The organism is Alloacidobacterium dinghuense, from assembly GCF_014274465.1.
Lineage (GTDB): Bacteria > Acidobacteriota > Terriglobia > Terriglobales > Acidobacteriaceae > Alloacidobacterium > Alloacidobacterium dinghuense.
Map to the genome: position 1 here is coordinate 3529651 of NZ_CP060394.1, position 21387 is coordinate 3551037.

A 21387-nucleotide genomic window follows, 5' to 3' on the forward strand; every position below is an offset into this window, starting at 1 on the left:
ACGCCTACCTCGGGTGCCTACGTTGGGCCTAACGACGGGCGGCAGTAAAGCGCAATCAAAGTAGCCAGCGTTTGAGGTATTCTTCGCAAGCTTCCAAAGTCCAGATGCGTGGGATGCTCTACACTATGTCGATGAATCGCCGTGATCTATTGAAGTCCATCGGAGGCGCAGGTCTGCTCAGCCTGGCAGCGCCTGTTGTTCGAGCGCAGGAGCAGTTGGCAAAGGCTACACGAGCCATGCCCTCGCCACGTATCAAAGACATCAGCGTCATCGAGTGCGCACCCGCTGGAGTACGGCTGACGGTGGTGAAGATCACGACTGACCAGGATGGCCTGTACGGGTACGGCTGCGCGACATTTACGCAACGGGCCGAACTGGTGAAGCCTGCGGTGGAGCGGTATCTGAAGCCGTTTCTATTGGGCAAGACAACGGACCGGATCGAGGACATCTGGCAGAGCTGCTATGACAGCTCGTACTGGAAAAACGGACCGGTGCTCAACAATGCTTTGAGCGGGATCGACCAGGCGTTGTGGGACATCAAAGGCCGCCAGGCGGGAATGCCGGTGTACCAGCTGGCAGGAGGCAAATGTCGCGAGGCTGTCGACTGCTACGCCCACGCGGACGGCCCGGAATTCGCAGATGTAGTCGAATCAGCCAAGAAACTCATGGCACAGGGCTTCCGCAACGTCCGGGTACAGGTTGGGTTGCCCGGAATGGCAGGCTATGGTTCGGCGCACGGGAGTGCTCCGCCGCTGAAGGCGCTCCATAACAAACCCTTGTTCGAGCCTGCCTATCAGATGCGCCGCGCGCTGAAGCTGCTGGAAGTCTGCAGGACGGATTTGGGAGAGGAGGTGGAGCTACTGCATGATATGCATGAGCGGCTGACTCCCAACCAGGCGGTGCAGTTCTGCAAAGAAGCGGAGAAGTTCCGGATGTTCTTCCTGGAGGACCCGCTTTCCCCGGAGGACAATGAGTACTTCCACCAAATACGCTCGCAGTGCGCTACTCCGATTGCAATGGGCGAGCTTTTCAACAACCCTCATGAATGGCAGCCGCTGATCGAGCAGAGACTGATCGACTACATCCGGGTGCATGTGTCGCAGGCAGGAGGGTTTACGCCCGCGCGAAAGATTGCGATCCTGGCCGAGCAGTATGGCGTGAAAACCGCATGGCACGGACCGGGGGACGTTTCGCCGGTGGGCCACATGGCGAATATCACGCTGGATATCGTGAGCTATAACTTCGGCATCCAGGAGTACACACCCTTCAACCCGGAAACGCAGGAGATCTTCCAAGGATGCCCCGAGATGAAGGACGGCTACTTCTGGGTGAATGAGAAGCCGGGATGGGGCATCGAAATCGATGAGAAAGCAGCGGCGAAGTATTCATTTGTCGACGGCCCGAACCATCTGAATGGCGGGTGGGGCGAAATCCGGAAGAGGGATGGGACAGTGATCAAGCAATAGCTATCGTGGAAGACTGAATCGGGTGAAGGAAGCATTCACCCGCCCCTGGAAGCCCTGCGTGGACTCTTTAATATGAAGTATTGCGGATGCCTTTCATGCGCATAGCCTCTCTCGTTTCCGAGGTGCCCACTCATCTCACTTTTGAGTAACTTCGTCTTACCAGAACCGGTGGCAGACAGCTCTCGGACTGAGCGACCCACCGACTACCAGAAGTCGGCCAGTTACCTGCGCGTGATCTCCTCCTTCACCACTGCGCCACCCTTCATCACGAATTGGACATGTTCCAACACCTCAACGTGCTGCAGCGGATCATCGCTGACTGCGATCAGGTCCGCGTAGTGACCGGGCGTTAGGGAGCCGACGTCGTTGGAGCGGCTGATGAGGTCCGCGGCGTTCCATGTGGCTGCTTGGATTGCCTGGGCGGGCGTCATCCCGTACATCACCATGTAGTGAAACTGCTTCGCGTTGTCGCCGTGCGGATAGACTCCGGCGTCGGTACCAAAGGCCATTTTGACGCCAGCCTGGAAGGCCTTCTGAAAGTTCTCCCGTTGCAACTTTCCGAGGGTGCGCTCTTTGTCGACGAACTCCTGCGGAATACCAAAGTCTTTGGCCTTGCCGAGAATATAGTCGTCGTCGTAGATGTCCATGACGAAGTAAGTTTCGTGGGCTTTCGCCATCTGGATACCCTCGTCGTCGACGAGCGAGGCGTGTTCGATCGAGTCAATGCCCGCCTGAATGGCCCACTTGATGCTCTGCGTGCCGTGGGCATGGGCGGCAATTTTACGGCCGACTTGGTGAGCTGTTTCCGCGGCCATCTTGAGTTCTTCGTATGTATATTGCGGCCCACCTGGCTGATCGCCCTTGCTGAGAACTCCCCCAGAGGCGAGGATTTTGATCACGTCGACGCCGTACTTCACCTGAGCGCGGACGGTCTCGCGCACCTGCTCCGGGCCATCGGCAATCTGGAAGTCGCGTTGCTCGGGAAACATCATTACCCGAGTCTGCGGCGAGTAGTTGTTGAGGTCTCCATGTCCGCCAGTGATGGAAATCCCCGGCCCCGAGGCGACGATGCGCGGCCCCGGGATGAAGCCCGCATTGACGTTGTTGCGCAGATCTACGGCTAGAAATGGCCGTGAACCGACATCACGAACAGAGGTAAATCCGGCGTCCAGCGTCCTCTTCGCGTTGACCACGCCCGCGATGGCGGAATCGAACGGAGTGTCTTTGAATCGCGAATCCTCCAGCCTCGGGCGACTTGATGCGTTCGCCCTCAATCACCAGTACTGTGTTTGAGCGATACGCGCCGCTCTGGCTTTCGAAGAGGTTGCCCGCTTTGACATAAGTGGTCTTCACCGTCTGGCCAAAGGCGGGGACCGCGATCAGGAACAAGAGACAAATTTGAAGCAGAGAGGACTTTCGCATAGTGGTCTTCACTCGGTTTGAAACGGGAATTGAGTCCAGCCGCTGATGCCACAAAATATCACGGCCACAGCAATCGAGGCTCAGTTTCGCAAAGTTCTAGTTGGAAGTATCTCTCAATATCTCTTCAGCGCACAGCGCCAGACCCCGTGCAACTGAAGTAAACTCATTGCCGCTTCGAATACGATCCTCCCCGAACCGCGTCGCGAAGACTTGGCGAACGATAGGGACGAACGAACTTCCGCCGGTGAGAAAAACGCGGTCCACTTCACGAGGGCCGATGCCGGAAGCCTTCAAGAGCGAATCAATGCAGTGCTCGATTGCCCGCAGTTCTTCTTCGATCCACTTTTCAAAGTCATCGCGGCTGACAGAAATGCGCAGATCCATGCTGCCGTCACGGAAATGAAACTCCGCAGAGTGGGATCGCGAAAGTTCGAACTTCACCCGCTGAACTGCCTGGTGAAGCTGATAGCCGGGATCTTCCTCGATGAGGATGATGAGAGCTTCAATCTTCTCGGGCTCAAGAGCGCGCCTGTGTGCGCTCTTCAATATCTCCGTTACGTTGCGGGTGCGTAGAAACGAGAGGTAATGCCAGCGTTCGAGATTGGCGTAAATCCAGGCTGGGACGGCAGGAAGTATCTTGTTCAGCGAGCGTGCGTGGGAATCCGACCCAAGAGCGGGCGAGACCAACTTGCGAATAATCCGAGCGTCGAAGGCGTCGCCAGCAAGCCCCACGCCGCTGTTGCCCAGCAGATCTCGTGCTGTGCGTCCACGTCTGCGCACGCCGGGACCAACCTGAAGCAGAGAGAAATCGCTCGTACCCCCGCCAAAGTCGCCGATAAGGATCAGTTCGTCATGATCAAGCGTGGATTCGTAAGAGTAAGGTGCGGCGACCCGCTCCATTTCAAAATCAACATTCTCGAAGCCGGCAATCTTAAAGGCCTCACGCAGCCGGGTCACAGCGTAGGCATCATCTTCTTCCGTCTCTGCACCGACGAAGCGCACCGGCCGTCCCACCATGGCATAACGAATAGGTATCCCGAATTTCTGCTCCGCGTGTTTGCGCAATCGGAGAGCATCCGGGAGACCAGTTCTTCAAGTAGCGCCGACCGAATACCTCTGTGCCGGTGAGTGTCTTGCTTGAGAGATGGGATTTGAGGGACTGAATAAGTCGGCCCTTGTCGTCAGCCTCAAGATAGTGCTCAACAACTGCTGGTCCGGTCCACGACTGCGTGTGCTGCAGCTCACCAGTTTTCTTTTTCCGTTCGAGGTAGAGAACGGAGCGGAATGACGAAGTTTCCGCGCCGCGAACAGGAAACGAGGCTAGTTGTACCTGCGAATTTCCCGTTGCCAGCGCCACTGAACTATATGGTCGTGCCAAAATCAATGCCTAAAGCAGGGATCGGATGTTGTCTTTTCTGCATTTACCCTATTATTTCTCAGCTCCTGCAAGCCAATCGATGGATGCACCGCCTGACTTCTCTCGATACCATGGGTTGAAAGGTGAAGAAGCCGATGTCCTCGAACGAAACTACGGTGCCCCGCCAGCACGCATCCAGCGGACCGGCATCGCCGCAATTACCGGAACCAAGTCACGCTGAGCGAATCCGCACCCTCATTTCGCTAACCCCGGTTGGCACACTGTCGACTATTTCCCGCAAGTATCCGGGATTTCCCTTTGGATCTCTAATGCCCTTCGCACTCGACTCCGCGGGCCTACCTCTTTTTCTGATCAGCAACATGGCCATGCACACGCAGAATTTGAAGGCGGAGCCGCGATGCAGCCTCTTCATTGGACAAGCGAATGCGGATGGCGATCCACTCGGAGCCGCTAGAGCTACCCTTGTCGGCCTTGCCGAACCTGTTCCCACAAGCGAGCTTCCTTCGGTTCGAGAGGCTTACCTTGCTCGTCACGAGAATAGCCGTTACTGGGTCGACTTCGCCGACTTCAGTTTCTTCAGGCTACAACCCATTGACCTTTACTACGTGGGCGGCTTTGGCGTGATGGGATGGGTCGATGCGAGAGAATATGAAGATGCGGTCCCAGATCCGCTGGCAAGTGCTGCACCCGGCATCCTAGCCCACATGAACGCTGACCACATGGATTCAATGATCCTGCTGGCACGCTCTCATGCCGCAGTTGAAGCAACGGAAGCGACCATGACTTCGGTCGATCGACTGGGCTTCACTCTCCGATTGAAAACGAATGAGGGAATGAAAGGCGTTCGTATCAACTTCCTCCGCGAGGTATCTACCCCGATGGAAACCAGGACGGTGCTGGTCGAGATGGTCCGCCAAGCCAGACAATAAGCGTAATCTGGCCAGACAAATTGCCGTTCAAAGTATTGGAGGCCGCCCATTGCATCAACTCATAGCCAGGCTCGCCATCTGCCTGACGGCGATAACATCGTCGTTGTTCGCTCAGGCTCCAATTCCACGTTGGTGCCGCGTACTCCCTCACCCTGAATACAAATCCCTCGATCATGTCGCCACTAGCGATCCCTGGTTCGAAGTCTATAAACCGGCGTCGAATGTCTTCGCCATCTACGAACCGCATCAGGCTGAAGAGGTCATCAGCTACTTAATCGTCGGTACGAAACGAGCCCTGCTGTTCGACACTGGTATGGGAATCAGCGACATCAAAAAAGTAACCGCCGAACTCACAAATTTGCCCATCATCGTCCTGAACTCCCACACACATGACGACCACGTCGGCGGCAATTGGGAATTCGCCACAATCTACAACATGGATACAGCTTTCACCCTGAAGAATGCACTTGGCTCACGCCAAGACGCGCAGGCCGAGATCACCCCTGATCAGATTTGCGGTACCTTGCCCAACGGATTCGACGCGAAAACCTACCTCACGCGGCCGTGGAAGATTACAGCCTACACTCATGACGGCGATCGCTTCGACCTAGGCGGTCGAACTATAGAAGTGATTGCAACCCCAGGACACACTCCGGACGCCATTTCTCTGATCGACCGTGCGAACGGACTTCTCTTCACCGGCGACACTTACTATCCCGCCCCCATCTGGCTCTTCCGCCCCGAAACTGATCTCGACGCGTATGCCTCGTCTATTCGACGACTTGCGGCTCTTGGACCACGAGTGAAGCTTGTTCTGGGAGCGCACAATATACCCGTCGCGTCACCCACCATACTCCCGCGACTTGTGTCAGCGTTCGATATGGTGCGCGCTGGGAAAGCCTCCCCCATTCCAGAGCCCCCGGGCAAGGTCCTCTACAAAGTAGATGACATTTCCTTCCTGATGCGCGCACCCGATACTCGCTGATCCATCACTTCTTCGATTCGGTTTGCCGAATGCCCGGCGAGCCACTGCATATGCCGTCGATAGGCCGGGGTTGATTTTTGCCAATCGGTCCGATCTGAAGAAAGCCGCAACAAAGAGAGCATTCAACTTCCCATAACATTATGATGTCGTTATGTCTTCATCTACGCTCTATGCCAAAGTTGAGGAAACGATCGCGACAGAAATCGCCCGGGGTGAGTATCGCCCTGGAGATCAACTGCCTACGGAAGACGAACTGCTTGAGCGATTTCAGGTTAGCCGGATCACCGTCCGTCGTGCGATCCAGAATCTGGTTCATCGACGCTTGCTTGAGATTCGCCGGGGACTTGGAACCTTTGTTCTGGCGCCTCGTATCGAAGCTGAACTAACGAAATTAACCGGATTCGTTGAGGATATGAATGCAGTTGGGCGGAAGGCTACCGCCCGGGTAGTAGGCCAGCGTGTTGTCAGCGCTTCCGCACGCGTTGCAGAACGCCTTCATCTGACGAAGGGGACAAAGGTGATGCAGATCGAGCGGGTGCGCCTCGCTGATGAGGTGCCAATTTCCTTTGACGAGACCTTTCTGCCACTCCCGCTCGGAAAACAGATCGTGCACAACGATCTGCGATTCCATCCAATCTTCGCACTCCTGGAAGAGGAATACGGCGTTCCTCTAGTCGAAGCAGACTATGAATTGGAGGCTGTAATCGCGACAAAGGCTATCGCGGACGCTCTTCAGGTAAGGGTCGGTTCTCCGATCTTTCAAGTCGAACGAACTTCGAAGACCATAGGTGATCGACCCGTTGATTACGAGGTATTGTCTTATCGGGGCGATCTAGTCCGCTTCGTCACGAAACTTTCCCGTCACACGGCAAAATCAACTGGGAGTCAGACATTGCGCTCCCGCAAGCGATAACGATCAATGGACCACTCGCTTGGGCCTAGGAACACAAGGGCCAGGATGCATCCAATATAGAGGAGGTCGCATTCGTACCCCGGAGGTCCGAATTGCGCTCGACCATCCACAACTGCCTGTAGCTTGATCGAACTGAACCCGTAGGGCAAATGCACTGTAAACATCGCCGTCAGCAGGACCACGATCGCTGGAATACTTACCAATGCAACGAACGCCCCGAGCAGCAGCGCCACCCCACCCAGCAACTCCACTGAGATCGTGAGGTACGCCGACAGATGCGGGAACGGAACGTGCAGTGACTGCAAGATCGATGCAAATGCTTCAGGCCCTTTGATGACTTTTGCGTAACCGTGTTGCAAAAGGCCTCCTCCTGCAATGGCGCGTAGCGGTATCGCTGCGTAACGCGACATGGCTGAAAAAGTGCGGCTTGCTGCGTCCGGCTTGGATTTTGGTGACATTTATTCTCCCTTTGGAATCGCGCCCCCTCACTCGGGGAACCCTTTTCGTTATTATGACGTTATAATATCTACAAAATTATATTATATTTCTGATTACGCTCGAAGGCTCCAGCTCACTTCACCTCATCGTCTACATCCGTCGATTCCGCTAAAGAAACATCTTGTTTCTATCCCATCGCCTGCCGCCCCATATAAGTACTTGAATCCTGACCGGACCGTTATCGTCCTTTGCCGATCGCGAACCACCACACTACACATCTTGGCGATGTGCGGTAGCTACACCGTCCGAATCAAACACCGGAATTCTTGACAGGATCGCTTAGAGCCGCGTAAATCTACCTTACGTAAGGGCCTATCGCAGCGTGAAACCATCCCCACGCTCTAAGTTGTCCACGAGGCGGGCGGTGCCACCGACCGGGTACAAGTCACAGCGGTCGAATTCCACGACGGGTTAGAAGACGACATGGCTACGGCAGCCAAACTCCGCATAGTCCATAGAACCACCGAATCGCGGCATCTCGACCAAATCGAATCGGTTGTTCAGGGTGGAGGTGCGACATCTGATCTCGAAGAAGTGTCAGCCTCCTGGCGAAGATGCACGGCTGAACTCCTTATCAATCCAGATGGCGAGACGGCTCCCCATATCGTAACCGACAGCGAACTCAGGGTTTCTCGCGAACCGCTCGGCCAAGCAATTGTGTATGCCCAGGAAGAAGTCGATCGTCTTTATACGATCGTCCGCCAGGAGAGATATGTCGTTTTGTTGTGCAATACCGATGGAATAGCTATTCACCACCGCGGTGATGAAGCGCAGGCCGAACAGTTCAAATACTGGGGCATCTGGGTCGGAGGAGTTTGGTCGGAAAGAGTCGAAGGCACAAATGGGATCGGCACGTGCATTGCTGAAGAACGGCCGGTTCTCGTCCATCGTGACCAACATTTTCGAACACGCCACATCGGGCTAAGCTGTGCGGGTGCACCTATCTTCGACCCCATCGGCAGGCTAGAGTTGGTGCTGGACGCTTCGTCAATGACGTCGAACCAGTCGCAGACATTGGCTTTGGCTGCGACAAAAGTTGCCGCGCGTGCAGTGGAAGAACGCTTATTTCGCGAGTGGTTTCGCAATGTGTGGACGATTGCGGCGGCGCCATCCGATGACAGCAGTCCAGCTTTGCTCTTGGCTGTCGACGGTGACCTGCGGATCGTCGGTGCTGACCGGGTCGCGCGCACGACTTTTGCTCTAGATGACGAAAGGCTGAGTGGCGGCGTGCCGCTAGCAATGGCCTTCGACCATGATCGGTCTATTTTTCGCAGCAACCGCGAAGAGGATGTCGCGGCGCGCTTCACGCGCGTCGGTACGGATGAGGGGTGGCATGTGTTGATTACTCCTCCTTTGTGCGGCTCGAAGGGTTGGCGTTCTGCGACGGCCGTGGCAATTCACTCGCGGCCGAGGATTAGCATGCTCCGTAATGCGCCCATAGCAGAGTCTCAGCCTCCCAATCGGGGCGGTCTATCGCCAGTGCGTACGCACCGGATCTGCGAATACATCAACTCCAATCTCGATCAGAACATAAGCCTCGAAGCGCTAGCGGAAATGGCCGGGTTGTCCACACACCACTTCGCGCGTGCATTCAAGCAAACAGTTGGTATACCCCCGCATGGCTACGTACTGCAACGCCGCATCGAACACGCCCAGCAAATGCTTCGCAATACTGATCTTCCGATGTCGGAGATCGCACTGTCAGCGGGATTCTCCGACCAGAGTCACTTAGCCAGACACTTTCGTCGGATAACCGGCATGCCCCCAAGCGTAGTCCGCTGGGAACAACGATAAGTCGTTTCATTCGTTGCAATTGAAAAGCACAGGCTCCTCTCAGCCGCTTCGGGATTGAGGTGCCTGAGAAGGCCGGACTTGACCTGCACACGCAACAAAGAATACCGATACATCGAACCCGCTCGTTAAGCTGAGACACGACCCAGGCCATCGCGAAACGCTTTCCTCACAATTGAGCAAAAACGTCCCGACCGCAGCGAAATCGTTCAAGACCTGTGTGGCCTGTTCCTGACAGTATCTATCCATGCTCACGAGTACAAAGCTCGAACACGGAGCTGTTGATCGCTAGATGCTGCCCCCGGGTCCCAGGCTGGTGAGCGTAAGACTGCCTTCACTTGCAAAAAGGAGGATATGTCATGCGGCTCGATGGATTGCCTCTTGCGTATAGAAACCCCTATCTCTTTCGTCTGCGGCCAACGTTCGGGGAGATGCGTGTCCGCATCGAGGAACGCGTAGCAGAGCGTACGCGAATTGCCCAAGACCTGCACGATACAGTGCTACAAGGCATTGTCAGCGCAGCGATGCAGCTACATGTTGCAGTGGACCAGCTACCCGCGAATTCGCCCGCTACGCTGCGATTAAGCCGCGTTCTCGAATTGATGAGACACGCCATGGAAGACGGCCGCAACGCGGTTCGAGGACTCCGCTCATCTGATTCAGGCTCCGACGATCTTGGGCAGGCATTTTCCCGAATCCCGCAAGATTTGGGCATCGAAGCTCCAATTGATTTTCGGGTCATTGTGTTAGGCTCGGCCCGAAAACTACACCCGCTCATTCGCGACGAGGTCTATCACATCGGCCGGGAACTAGTGCGAAACGCATTCCGCCACTCCCGAGCCAGATGCATCGAAGTCGAGATTGATTATGCCCCCAGGCGCTTTAGGATGGTTGTCCGCGACGACGGCTGCGGGATCGATCCTCAAGTGCTGCGTGCGGGACGCGAGGGACATTGGGGCTCCCGGGTATGCGCGAACGGGCGGAAAGAATCGGCGCCAGACTCAGACTTTGGAGCCGCGCCGATGCCGGAACAGAAGTCGCGCTCTCCGTCCCTAATTCCATCGCCTTCGAATCCCAAATGTTCTAGAAATAGCAGGGAGTTGGTAGACCTCATCGGAAGTCTTCCCGTCGGAAGCGCAGATTCCGACGGCCCTCTCGAGATTGCGTCCGAGTGACGGGCAAACCGGAAGTGATCCCACTTGTACGTGTACCCGGCTTTCCGGAGAAGTGCGTGACACATTGTTCGCTGACTTCCCGGTGTTCGAGATACAGATGAGTGAACTGCCTTCGATGGTTAATGAGTGAATCGACGATTTTGCTATAAGTTAAATAACCGCTGAAAGACTCAGCAAATATGAGACTCAGCTTGTCCTCTTCATTCAAGCCGAAGTGCTGTCATAGGATCCACGCGAGTAGCCCTTTTCGCAGGGATCCAGATGGAGAGCAGCGCGACCGCCAACAGCAAGAGAGGCGTGACGATAAACGCAATCGGATCCAGAGTCTTTACACCAAACAGAAAGCTCGCAAGAAAGCGCGTCAGCCAAAATGCCCCGCCTGTGCCGATCACCACTCCAATCAGCGTGAGCATCATTCCCTGCCTGATAACCATGTTGCGAAGATTGGAAGCCTGTGCCCCAAGCGCCATGCGAACACCGAGTTCCTGAGTGCGCTGTTGCACGGAGTAGGACATGACTCCATACACGCCGATAGCAGCCATTAGCAAACCAGCAGATCCGAAAACGGTGAGAAGCAGCATGTTGAATCGCTGACGCGCGGTATTGCGCGCTTCGATCTCGTCCATCGTGCGGATGTGCGCAACGGGCAATCCGCCGCTGGCGTCGCGAAGAGCAGCAGTGATGGGTGCCGCAAGGGTGCGCGGGTTAACCTGGCTACGAATGATCCACCAGAGCGGTGCGACTCGTGAATTAAGCGCAGTCTCGAGGTCCGGCATCTGCGCAAGCGGAATGTACATCATGGGAAAGGGATCGCGATTCGGTCCGCCATCATGCGTGTCGCCCACAATGCCGACGACCTGACGTGGACCTTCAGCAAAGGCTGGCCCGGCGCCCGGTCCGATCTGAATTCGATCTTTAAGGGGATCGCCTTTGGGCCAGTACTGACGGGCGAAAGCTTGATTGATAATGATGACGCCAGGCGCTGCTCCATTGTCCTGTTCGGTAAAACTGCGACCGCGCAGGAGCGGAATTGTGAGTGCATCGAAATAACGCCAGGAAATGGAATAGAAGCCTGCGCCCCCGGTGAAAGGCGAGTTCCCCTTGGGGCGGCCTACGACATCAAAGATCATCCCGAAGCCACCCGCCATCGGCAGGCAATTGGACACGCCAACATCGAGAACTCCGGGGACCGCGAGCACGCGATCTGTGCCATCGCGAATGATCTGAGCAACGGGAGCCGTTTTCTGGAAGCGATCGCCGCTCATCGACATGGCCATGCTGATGACATTGTGCGTCGCGAAACCGGTATCGACGGCCTGCAACTTCAGGAATGTGCGGATGAGTAGCGCTGCACCGATGACCAGCACAAGTGTGAGAGCCATTTCTCCAATGACCAGCGCGGAGCGGAGCTTGCCGCTGCGAAAGCCGATACCAGAGTGGCTGCCGTTTTCATTGAGAGTAGCTGCTAGATTCGGTCGAGAGGCGCTGATGGCTGGGATCAGGCCGAAGAAGATTCCGGTGAGAAGAGAAATGCCGAGCGTAAAGAGCAGGATGTTGATGTCGAGGGTGACAGCAGAACCATCTTCGCCGATGCGAGGAATATTGCCCGGGTTAATGCTGAGCAAAAAGCGAACGCCGGCAAATCCAAGAATGAGACCAAGCGCTCCGCCAGCGAGTGATAGCGCAAGGCTTTCTGTCAGCAATTGACGGATGATCTGACTACGCCCAGCGCCAAGAGCGGCACGCGTAGCAAACTCACGCTTTCTCGACGAGGCTCTTGCCAGCAACAGGTTCGCGACATTGGCACAGGCGATGAGAAGAACGAAGCCGACGGCCCCCAAGAGAACAAGAAGCGGAAAGCGAGTATCTCCGATCGTCGCCTCCTGCAGAGAGACAACACCGAATCCGCCATTGGCAGGAAGAGAGTCTTTTCCGTAGATACGCCGATACTCATCCGCAGCGAGCCGCAGTTGCGCGTTGACCTGCGCCATCGTGACGCCCAGCTTGAGGCGCGCAGCAACGGTGAAGTAGTGGGCCATGTCCTGCGAGTTCATATCGAACTGAAAAGGCACCCAGAGATCCGCAGGAGTATCGGTCACAAACCCGCGGCCGATGACCCCAACAATTAGATACGGCTGCCCATCAAGCTGGATTGTGGTGCCCACAACCCGCGGGTCAGCTCCGTAGCGACTCTTCCAGAGACCATAGCTGAGCACAGTGACATGTCCACCGTGCGGGCTGTCCTCCGCAGAGGTGAAGGTGCGTCCAGCAACAACTGGAGCGCCAAACAGAGCGAAATAGTCAGCAGAAACGTGAATGCCCTGCACCTGTTCGGGGTGGTCACCGCCGGTGATATTAAGCCCTGCTCCACCGAAGTCGTAAGCCGCGACCCGCTGAAAAACACTGGCCTGCTGATGCCAGATATTGAATTTCGGAATATTCGCTCCAGCAAACGATCCCTGCGGGCCCGTGTTTCTCATTTCCACCAATGACTTCGGATCTGGATACGTAAGCGGCTTGAGCAGTACTGCGTTAATGACTGAAAAGACCGCGGTGTTCACGCCGATGCCGACAGCAATCACGAGAATGGCGATGATTGTGAATCCCGGTGTCTTGCTGAGTCCGCGCAATGCAAAGCGCAAGTCGCGCCATATATCTTCCATCCACGGAAGAGACCGATAACGCCACACCCGCTCACGCGTTGAGCGCGGATTTCCGAAACGCACATATGCCTGACGCCGTGCTTCTTCCTGGGGAAGTCCGCGCGCGGCATTCGCATCCTGTGCATGAGCGAGATGAGAATCGATTTCTTCAGTGAGGTCTCGATCTTTCCTGGTGCGGTTTGTGAAACGCCGCAAGCTCATCTGCATATCCTCCTGCTTTATTCGTGCGATTCACCCAGAATCAGGCCAATGGCGCGAGTCATCCTCCGCCAGCGCCCTGTAGCTGCGTTGAGTTCTCTCTTGCCCTTACTTGTGAGTTGGTAAAACTTGGCTCTGCGATTGTTCTCGCTCACACCCCATTGCGAGGAAACCATGCCACGGTCTTCCAGACGATGAAGTGCGGGATAGAGCGATCCCTGTTCGACTTCAAGAGCGTTTTCGGACGTGTGCTCTATGACTTCTGCAATCGTGTGGCCGTGTGCCGGCCCCATCACCAGCGTGCGCAGGATGAGCATGTCCAGCGTGCCCTGCAGAATATCTCCAGCTTCGGGAGGCCGTTTCATAACCGTATGGCTCCACTCGAATGACTATGCAAAGGCATAATACTCCACTCGAATGGCTATGGGAAGAAGATTTTTGCAGCACGCCTGACGGATGATCACTCCATTCCGCTTTCTGACGACGCGGATGACATGATCTATGACGCGAAAACGGGCGTAGGCTTTGTTTTTCGCCGCGTCCGTGTCGCAGTGGAAATATCAATCTGCCTGCTTAGGCTATCGGGATACCATTTAGGCCTTTTAGTGAGCTACATAGCCTTGGCCGCGTAGCACTTTTCCCGGTAGAGCATTAGTCATCTTTCCTTGGGCAATCACAGGCACTCCGTCCACAAGGACATATTGCATCCCTTGTGAAAGCCGGTTGGGCTGCTCAAACGTAGCTAGATCACCAATGGTCGAGGGATCGAAGATAACCACGTCGGCCCACATGCCCAGCTTCAGGACCCCGCGATCAGTCAGCCTCATACGCTGCGCGGGCAGAGCAGTGAATTTGCGGATGGCATCTTCGAGGGTCAGCACATGATCTTCGCGCACGTACTTACGCAGGATACGAGGGAAAGTCCCGTATGCTCGGGGATGCGGATGTTCCTTGCCAAGCGGCCCATCAGGTGAGGTGCCCTGCGAATCGTTGTCGATTGAGACCCACGGTTGCTTCAGCGCAAGGGTGACATCCGGCTCGCTCATGCCGAAAACAGCAACCTCAGTGAACGCTTTGTCGCGGATGAGCAGGTCACACAGCGCGTCGATGGGATCCTCCTTCCACATTTCCGCGACCTCCGACAGGCGCTTGCCCTGCAACGGAATGAGTTCAGGATTCTGTACCACCGCAATTTGTATCGCCTCTGGACCGGGAATCTCCTGCCATTCGTTATCCCAATTTCCGCCCGGGCTAAGCATCTCTTTGCGGATGCGAGCACGGACCGTCTTGTCCTGTAACCGTTCGATGAGTTTGGCGTCGCCGCCGTCATGAGCCCATGGAGGAATGAAGGCAGAAAAGGTATTAAACCATGCGGTATATGCGTAGGTGTCGGCGCTGATATCTACGCCGGATGCGCGAGCAGCATTGATGTGGTCGACTAGCTGCGGCATGCGGCCCCAGTTTGCTTTTCCAGCAGCTTTGAGATGCCAGATTTCAACCGGAATATGTGCCTCGCGCCCAATACGCGCTGCTTCATCAATTGCATCGAGCACGCTGTCGCCTTCGCTGCGCATGTGCGTCGCGTAAATGCCACCGTACTTTGCCGCCTCGCTGGCGAGTGCAACCAACTCGTCGGTTTTGGCATAGGGTGCTGGGGCATACTGAAGTGCAGTGGAGAGCCCAACGGCCCCGTCCTGCATAGCCTGTCGTACCAACGACTGCATCTCGGACAATTGCGCCGCAGTGGGCTGGACGTCGCCATCTCCCAGCACCATACGTCGCACGCTGGTTGCTCCCACATAACTTGCCAGGTTAATACCCATGCCCTGACGCTCCAGCCGCGCAAAGTATTCGCGAAACGTAGTCCAATCAGGATGAATCTTCAGGTGATCGTACCCAGCGCGATCGGCCGCGATGATCGTCGGGTTGAGGGGCGCCGCTGACCCGCCCTCTCCAGTTATCTCAGTAGTAATTCCCTGGTAAATCTTCGAAGGAAGCCGGGGATCAACAAGCATTGTCATTTCGGACTGACCCAGCATGTCGATAAAACCTGGCGCGACGACATTGCCCTTTGCATCAATCGTCTGCTTGCGCGGCGCTCCCTCCAGATTGCCGATGGCTGCAATCCGGCCCGCACGAATTCCCACTTCTCCGGAATACCATGGCGACCCTGTGCCATCGATGATGTGTCCGTTCACAATTACGATGTCGAAAGGTTCACTTGAGCTTGGAGAATCTCCTGCTAAAAGCGTTGTTACCGACGAAAGCATTAACAAACAAACGGACACAGTGCGCATACGAGTCCTTTGTGCCAGGAGTTCAAAACCGCTCTGGGAGGGCCAGCGTTTCCGCATCCTATCACGGCAGACTTTACTTAATATTTTTAACGCGTGTTCAGCTTATCGATTGTGTGCTTCAGTTCTTCAAGCTTCTGTCCAGCCTCACCCAGCTTGCCTTCCGCCGTGAGGCGCTGATAGTCGGCAAGGTCCTTAGCGGCTTCCCCGATGAGTGCATTGAAATCCGTTGCGGCCTGGGGCACGCCGGAGGTTGCTGGCGCGGCTCGCAGCGGCTCGGATGAAGCAAGGGACGATGCGTTTCCACCAAAAATGGCCGTGAGCGCGGCCTCGAAGGTCGGCCCATAGGCGAGCCGGTCTTGCAGCGCGAGCACGACGAGACGCAACTCCGGCATCGGGCTCCGCTCTGCTTGCAGGTAAATCGGCTCTGCATACAACAGCGCACGTCCTGTCGGAATCACCAGCAGAGCGCCGCGTCGCACATGCGAGCCTTGCTGATTCCACAATGTCAATTGTCCCGAAAGTTGCGCGTTCTGATCGATTCGCGCCTCGATCTGCAGCGGCCCGTCAACCAATTTCGTTTTAGGAAAGTTGTATACCACCGATGTGCCGTAGTGTGCACCATCGCTGCGCCCGGCGATCCAGCCAATCAGATTGTTCCGGTTGGCTGGCGTGAAGGGCAGAATCTCTACAAACTCGACACCGGTTTCGTCCGGCAGTTTCATCAGCACAAAATTCGGCTGCATCGGCTGTGTTGTCTGCTCACCGCCCTCACCCATGCCGACCTCGGCAGCGACTGTCCACAGATCCTCACGGTTGTAGAACACCTCCGGATCCGTCATGTGATAAAGGCCGTACACTTCCGCCTGCAATTTCAGTAATAACTCGGGGTAGCGCATGTGTTTGCGGAGCCCCTGAGGCATCAGGGCAGCGTCCTTGAACAGGCTCGGAAAGATGCGGCGATAAGCTGCGAGGACCGGATCCTCAGTGTCAAACACGTAAAACGTCGTCGTCCCATCGTAGGCGTCGATGACCACCTTAACGCTGTTCCGCATGTAGTTAATGACGGTGTCGTTGAGACGGTAATGGCTGGCGTATGGATAGCGATCCGATGTTGTGAACGCATCCATGACCCAGGACAGCCTGCCATCGTCTCCGACTACGATATATGGATCGGGATCGTAGGTGAGGAACGGCGCAAGAGCCGATACGCGATCGCGCACGTTGCGCCGCATCAGTAGCCGGCTCTCCGCGTTCACATCATCACTGAACGGTAGCTTTCCCAAATCGCCACGGTCGAATGCGAGGATGCAACGACGTAGGAATCCGCCGAGGACAATGCCGCCGTTACCTTCGTACGAGGTGAGGTTGTTGCTCTGGCCTTGCGGGTAGTTGAATTCCTTCTGCCGCGTCTTAACGTACACGTCGGTGTCGGTAAGCTCGCCAAAATAGATCTCCGGTCGCGTTACGGTGAGCCCGCGCACCGTGCTCTGGACCGGCATGTTGCTCAGTATCAGAGTTGGCAGCCCTTCCGGAGTGAACCCATTCACGGGATTCATCGTGATGCCGTAGCCATGAGTGTAGATCAGTTTTTCGTTGATCCAGTTCCGGCTGCTCTCCGGCAGCTTGTCGACGTTTAGTTCGCGCACGGCAAGCATCACCTGGCGCATCGCACCGTCGATTTCATAGCGATCAATGTCGATATCGGGAAAGTCATAGTAGGTGCGGATTTCCTGGATCTGACGCAACGTGTCCTGGAGTGCATGCCAATCCCACAGCCGGATATTCTGAAGCGTGGGTTGATTGTTCGCCGGATCTGCCGAATCGACAGTCGTCTCCGCTGGAAACTCGCGCAGAGAGAAACGGTCCAATCCGTAGGCTTGCCGCGTCAGCTCGATGTTGTGGGCGATATAGGGTTTCTCGCGCACCAGCTCGTTCGGTTTGACGATAAAGCTGCTGACGTACCACGCGGTTAGCTGAACGGCGATAAAACAAGCGGCTGCCGGAAGGATCGCCACGATAAGCCGGCGGCCGCGTTGCGCCGACACGGCATTGACCGCAGCGATCACCGCGCCGAGAACAAGCGCCGCGCAGACGAAGAGCAGTCCGGTAAGAGTGACGTGCGCGTCCGTGTAGGTTACACCGCCAAAGACCGTGTGAGCATCAAACAATCGCTCGAACCTATTGAGATACACGCGTGTCGCGAGTATCAGCAACAGGAAGGCGAGTGTGATGGAGAATCCACGCCAAGGCAATCGGAAGTAGGTGCGACGGTCCCTGGCTAGTGCGCCAGCTCCGCCTGAAATGAGAATGAAAAAAACGGAAAGTAGGCAGATAATCCCAGCGAGAGTAAGCATCCAGCCGACGACAACCTGCCACGCCGGGAGGCTGAACAAAAAGAAGTTCAGCGACTTGCCGAAGATCGGATCGACAGCACCGGTAGTAGCACGCGGCGCGTACCAGAAGAGCGCGAACGTTGGCCATTCCACCATCATGGATGCGCCGGTCGCAGCGGCAATGGCAAGCGATGCGAGTAGTGCGACAAGGCGCAGGACAGGCTCGACTGGCAGGGTCATCGATCGTTCGCCGATGAAGATCGTGTGACCGCTCGGAAAATCGGGGAGATGGGCTCTCTTAAGAGCTAAAAACGATCCGTAGAGAATGAGAAACGTCGCCACGCCAAAGACGGTGAAGATAATCCACTGAAGGCTCACAGTTTTCCAGAACACGTCTCCGTAGCCGAGTGACCGGAACCACAGCATGTCTACGTAATACGACAGAGCCGTCCGAGCACTTAGGACGACGCCGGCAATAAGAGCGGCAATAAGAAAGATGCGGCGGCGATTCCGCTTTGGACTTGTATATGGCCAGTCGATAGACTCCGCCAATGCTACACCTCGTTTACCAGCATCACCATTGACAGATTGTCAGGCAAGAGTATTCTTCAGTGCCTGAAGAAGGGTCGTCATACGCGCTGCGTATCCACCAAGTTTAGCCGACCCCATCGACTTCTTCACGTAGTGCATGAAAAGTGTTGATTTCGGTAACTTGCTTCCTTGAGTCCGCCATCCCTTCTTGGCAAGAACCACTTGAGTGTATAACCAGCTAATCAGAGATTTCCTTTCCAACATTTCTAGCTGCCTCTCAAGTGTCCGAGATGTTGATCAATCACGAGCGGAGACCGTCACACCGACCCGGCATATTGAAACGGTCTGATTCCGCTGCTCCTCCAGAAGTAGGCGAGAATGATCACGCTCACAACCGCAGCGTAGGCGCACCACAGCGAAGTGAATGCATATCGCTTCACCGCCATCACGACCAGCAGGATCGCCAGATTGGCAATTCCGAAGATCACCATGTCTTTCACTTTCGAGAACAAAAGCGACCCACATGTCGCGATGACGTAGAGGATCGCGACGAACGTATTGTTTGTGGCCTGATTGATATACACGATGCTGTTGCTTTGGACGAAAATCTGCGTTGGATACGCGATCAGAGCCCACAATGTAAAGAGAGTCGTTAAGCTTCCAATGACCAGGAATGGTTGCATGCGCTGCCGGCTCTTTGCGTCCGGTTCAAACAACAGCACGCTGAGTGGTAGAAGAAATGGAAGGAGTCCCTGCGCATACAGCATGAATGCCGCACCCATGTCGTGAGTGACCTTAGGTGACAGGTTTCCATCGAGTCCGAGCCATACAAACCCTTCAATGAACTGGTGAACGGCAAAGAGAGCTGGGAGCGATGCGAAAAGAAGTTCTCGCCGATGCTTCACCCGGGTCAAGGTCACGACACCCAATGTGCCCAGAATCCCGCTGCCCACAAAATTCATTGCCGCCGAAAAACACACGCCTAACCTCCTACATAGTGATCTCTCGATCTGCTTACCCCGTAGTTAGTCTAGCCTTTGAGCAGAACATCACGGTTGGCTGCAAGATATCACGTACTATGTAACGCTACATTGGATGCAAGCAGTGTGTGAGAGTCGCTGTGAACGGCAGGCTTGGCATCGAACCCGGCGAGATGTATAGTCCGCTCCCGATTCACTCCGCCAACGCGAAACTGAATAGATCGGTGCCTGATGCGATGGCGACGTACTGTTTGCCCCGTACCGCATAACTCATCGGGGATGCGTGAAGAGTTTGCCCGGTGTTAAAGTGCCACAGCGACTTGCCGGTCTTGGCATCCGCCGCTTCAAGAAAATCTGCATCATCGGCAAAAAAGACAAGACCGGTCGCGGTTGTCATGACGCCACCCCAGGAATGAGAATCCCCTGCTTGCGGGTAGCGCCATACAAAAGACTTCGTTTGGGGATCGAAGGCAAGAAGGATCCGTTCCGTTTTATCGTTTGGATCGTGCCTGGTTCCTGTTGAGTAATACTCTCGGCCCTCTTCAAATGGGGCTGGTTTCACAAAATACACCGAGCAACCCTCAAGAGCCAAAAAGTAGAACAAGTGTGTCGCTTCGCTATAAGAAGGCGAGAACCAGTTGGTAGCACCTACGACACCGGGACAAATCAGGGTTCCATCCGGGGTCGGCTTTAAGTCCGTAACCATCGGACGACCATTGGCGTCCACTCCGGTCGCCCAATTGATCTTCTTTGCAAATGGTGTAGCCGATAGGAATTCTCCATTGGTTCGATCAAGGAGATAGATAAACCCATTTCGGTTTGCCTCGATCAGAAGCTTTCTCGGTTTTCCCTGATATTGCATGTCTACCAGGACGGGTGTCTCCGCACCATCGTAGTCATATAGATCATGCGGTGTGAATTGGAAGTACCATTTCAATTTTCCGGTATCCGGATCGATCGCCAGTAGACTCGCGGTGTAAAGGTCATCGCCTGGCCGGACGCTGCCATCGTAATCCGGCGCTGCGTTGCTGGTGCCCCAGTATAGGGTATTCAGCTCTGGATCATATGTTCCCGGCATCCAGGTGGTCCCACCACCGTGCAAATAACTATCTCCAGGCCAGCTTGAAGAGCCGAATTCTCCCGGGCCGGGAATCGTCCACAGACGCCATGCCAACTTGCCGGAAATAGAGTCGTAGGCCGCAAGAAAGCCGCGAACTCCATCGTCGCCGCCTGAGGTTCCTACCAGTACTTTGTCTTTTACGATCAGTGGGGCACTTGTAGCTCCGTAGTTCTTGTTCCAGCTGGCGTATGCCACGTCCCAGATCAGGTTTCCTGATCGTGCATCCAGACACAAGAGGTGAGCATTGTCGGTTTCCATGTAAAGTCGCGTCCCCAGGAGAGCAACACCGCGGTTGATATGCCCGGAGGCGTCATCGATCAAGCCCTGGGAAACGGGCCGAGAATAGTGCCACTGGATCTGTCCGGTTTGCGCATTGAGGGCATATGCATCATTGGAAGCCGTGACGTACATGATCCCATTGACAACCACGGGGGTAACTTCAAGAATGCCGGCATTTCTGCTGTGGAAGACCCATTGAGCCTGAAGATGTCCGACATTTTGCGGCGTGATTTGCGTAAGGCTGCTAAAGCGCCTGCCTGTGTAATCACCGTTGTAAGAAGGCCAGTCGTCTTTAATCGTTCGAGAGAGCAGTTGTGAGGGTTGTACGCCTGGAGCATGTGCGAGGGATGGATCGCTATCCTGCCCGCTCAATGGAATAGACAACATATACGCACATACGGCGATTAGCCATCTCCTGTGTAGCCTCAT

Annotated in this window: 16 protein-coding genes; 6 read left to right on the plus strand and 10 right to left on the minus strand. The window is 55.5% G+C overall.

The features are described from left to right. Positions 1-125 precede the first annotated feature (125 nt). Positions 126-1466, plus strand: coding sequence for an enolase C-terminal domain-like protein (locus H7849_RS14505; RefSeq protein WP_186740245.1), 1341 nt, complete (start codon positions 126-128; stop codon positions 1464-1466). A gap of 221 nt (positions 1467-1687) precedes the next feature. Here the strand turns inward: H7849_RS14505 and H7849_RS14510 are convergent, their stop codons facing one another. From H7849_RS14510 to H7849_RS14515, 3 genes are all read right to left on the minus strand, one after another. Beyond that, positions 1688-2659 carry a metal-dependent hydrolase family protein gene (locus tag H7849_RS14510; protein ID WP_251106276.1) on the minus strand — a complete coding sequence of 324 codons (972 nt, stop codon included), beginning with the start codon at positions 2657-2659 and terminating at the stop codon, positions 1688-1690. Beyond that, complete coding sequence (locus H7849_RS26860; RefSeq protein ID WP_251106277.1) at positions 2610-2888, minus strand: hypothetical protein; 279 nt, start codon at positions 2886-2888, stop codon at positions 2610-2612. The genes H7849_RS14510 and H7849_RS26860 overlap by 50 nt, the downstream gene beginning before the upstream one ends. Before the next feature lie 96 nt (positions 2889-2984). Then, complete coding sequence (locus H7849_RS14515) at positions 2985-3953, minus strand: Hsp70 family protein (RefSeq protein ID WP_251106278.1); 969 nt, start codon at positions 3951-3953, stop codon at positions 2985-2987. A gap of 447 nt (positions 3954-4400) precedes the next feature. On the opposite strand from H7849_RS14515, the gene H7849_RS14520 reads away from it, so the two are divergent. The 3 genes from H7849_RS14520 to H7849_RS14530 all read left to right on the plus strand — a co-directional run bounded on the left by H7849_RS14520 (position 4401) and on the right by H7849_RS14530 (position 7093). Continuing rightward, complete coding sequence (locus tag H7849_RS14520) at positions 4401-5195, plus strand: HugZ family pyridoxamine 5'-phosphate oxidase (RefSeq protein ID WP_186740249.1); 795 nt, start codon at positions 4401-4403, stop codon at positions 5193-5195. Positions 5196-5244: 49 nt separating this feature from the next. Next, the gene (locus H7849_RS14525; RefSeq protein ID WP_186740251.1) at positions 5245-6180 is read left to right on the plus strand and encodes an MBL fold metallo-hydrolase; all 936 of its coding nucleotides are present in this window, start codon (positions 5245-5247) and stop codon (positions 6178-6180) included. 151 nt (positions 6181-6331) lie between these two features. Continuing rightward, positions 6332-7093 (plus strand): GntR family transcriptional regulator, encoded by a 762-nt coding sequence (locus tag H7849_RS14530; protein WP_186740253.1) that lies wholly within the window; start codon positions 6332-6334, stop codon positions 7091-7093. On the opposite strand, the gene H7849_RS14535 is transcribed toward H7849_RS14530, so the two are convergent. Next, positions 7066-7551, minus strand: coding sequence for a DoxX family protein (locus H7849_RS14535; RefSeq protein WP_186740255.1), 486 nt, complete (start codon positions 7549-7551; stop codon positions 7066-7068). The genes H7849_RS14530 and H7849_RS14535 overlap by 28 nt on opposite strands. Before the next feature lie 463 nt (positions 7552-8014). Here H7849_RS14535 and H7849_RS14540 point away from each other — a divergent pair, with 463 nt between their 5' ends. Both H7849_RS14540 and H7849_RS14545 read left to right on the plus strand, forming a co-directional pair. After that, positions 8015-9385, plus strand: a complete 1371-nt coding sequence (locus tag H7849_RS14540; protein WP_186740257.1) for a helix-turn-helix domain-containing protein — start codon at positions 8015-8017, stop codon at positions 9383-9385. A gap of 356 nt (positions 9386-9741) precedes the next feature. Then, positions 9742-10557 (plus strand): sensor histidine kinase, encoded by an 816-nt coding sequence (locus H7849_RS14545; RefSeq protein WP_186740258.1) that lies wholly within the window; start codon positions 9742-9744, stop codon positions 10555-10557. Positions 10558-10757: 200 nt separating this feature from the next. Here the strand turns inward: H7849_RS14545 and H7849_RS14550 are convergent, their stop codons facing one another. The 6 genes from H7849_RS14550 to H7849_RS14575 form a co-directional block, all read right to left on the minus strand. Next, a complete protein-coding gene (locus H7849_RS14550) occupies positions 10758-13421 on the minus strand; it encodes an ABC transporter permease (protein WP_186740259.1) in 2664 nt (887 codons plus the stop codon). A gap of 17 nt (positions 13422-13438) precedes the next feature. After that, positions 13439-13783, minus strand: coding sequence for a PadR family transcriptional regulator (locus tag H7849_RS14555; protein ID WP_186740260.1), 345 nt, complete (start codon positions 13781-13783; stop codon positions 13439-13441). A gap of 237 nt (positions 13784-14020) precedes the next feature. Next, positions 14021-15715, minus strand: a complete 1695-nt coding sequence (locus H7849_RS14560) for an N-acyl-D-amino-acid deacylase family protein (RefSeq protein WP_186740261.1) — start codon at positions 15713-15715, stop codon at positions 14021-14023. 86 nt (positions 15716-15801) lie between these two features. Then, the gene (locus tag H7849_RS14565; protein ID WP_186740262.1) at positions 15802-18600 is read right to left on the minus strand and encodes a UPF0182 family membrane protein; all 2799 of its coding nucleotides are present in this window, start codon (positions 18598-18600) and stop codon (positions 15802-15804) included. Between the two features lie 296 nt (positions 18601-18896). Continuing rightward, complete coding sequence (locus H7849_RS14570; protein ID WP_186740263.1) at positions 18897-19559, minus strand: DUF6629 family protein; 663 nt, start codon at positions 19557-19559, stop codon at positions 18897-18899. Positions 19560-19752: 193 nt separating this feature from the next. Beyond that, a complete protein-coding gene (locus H7849_RS14575) occupies positions 19753-21387 on the minus strand; it encodes a pyrroloquinoline quinone-dependent dehydrogenase (protein ID WP_251106279.1) in 1635 nt (544 codons plus the stop codon).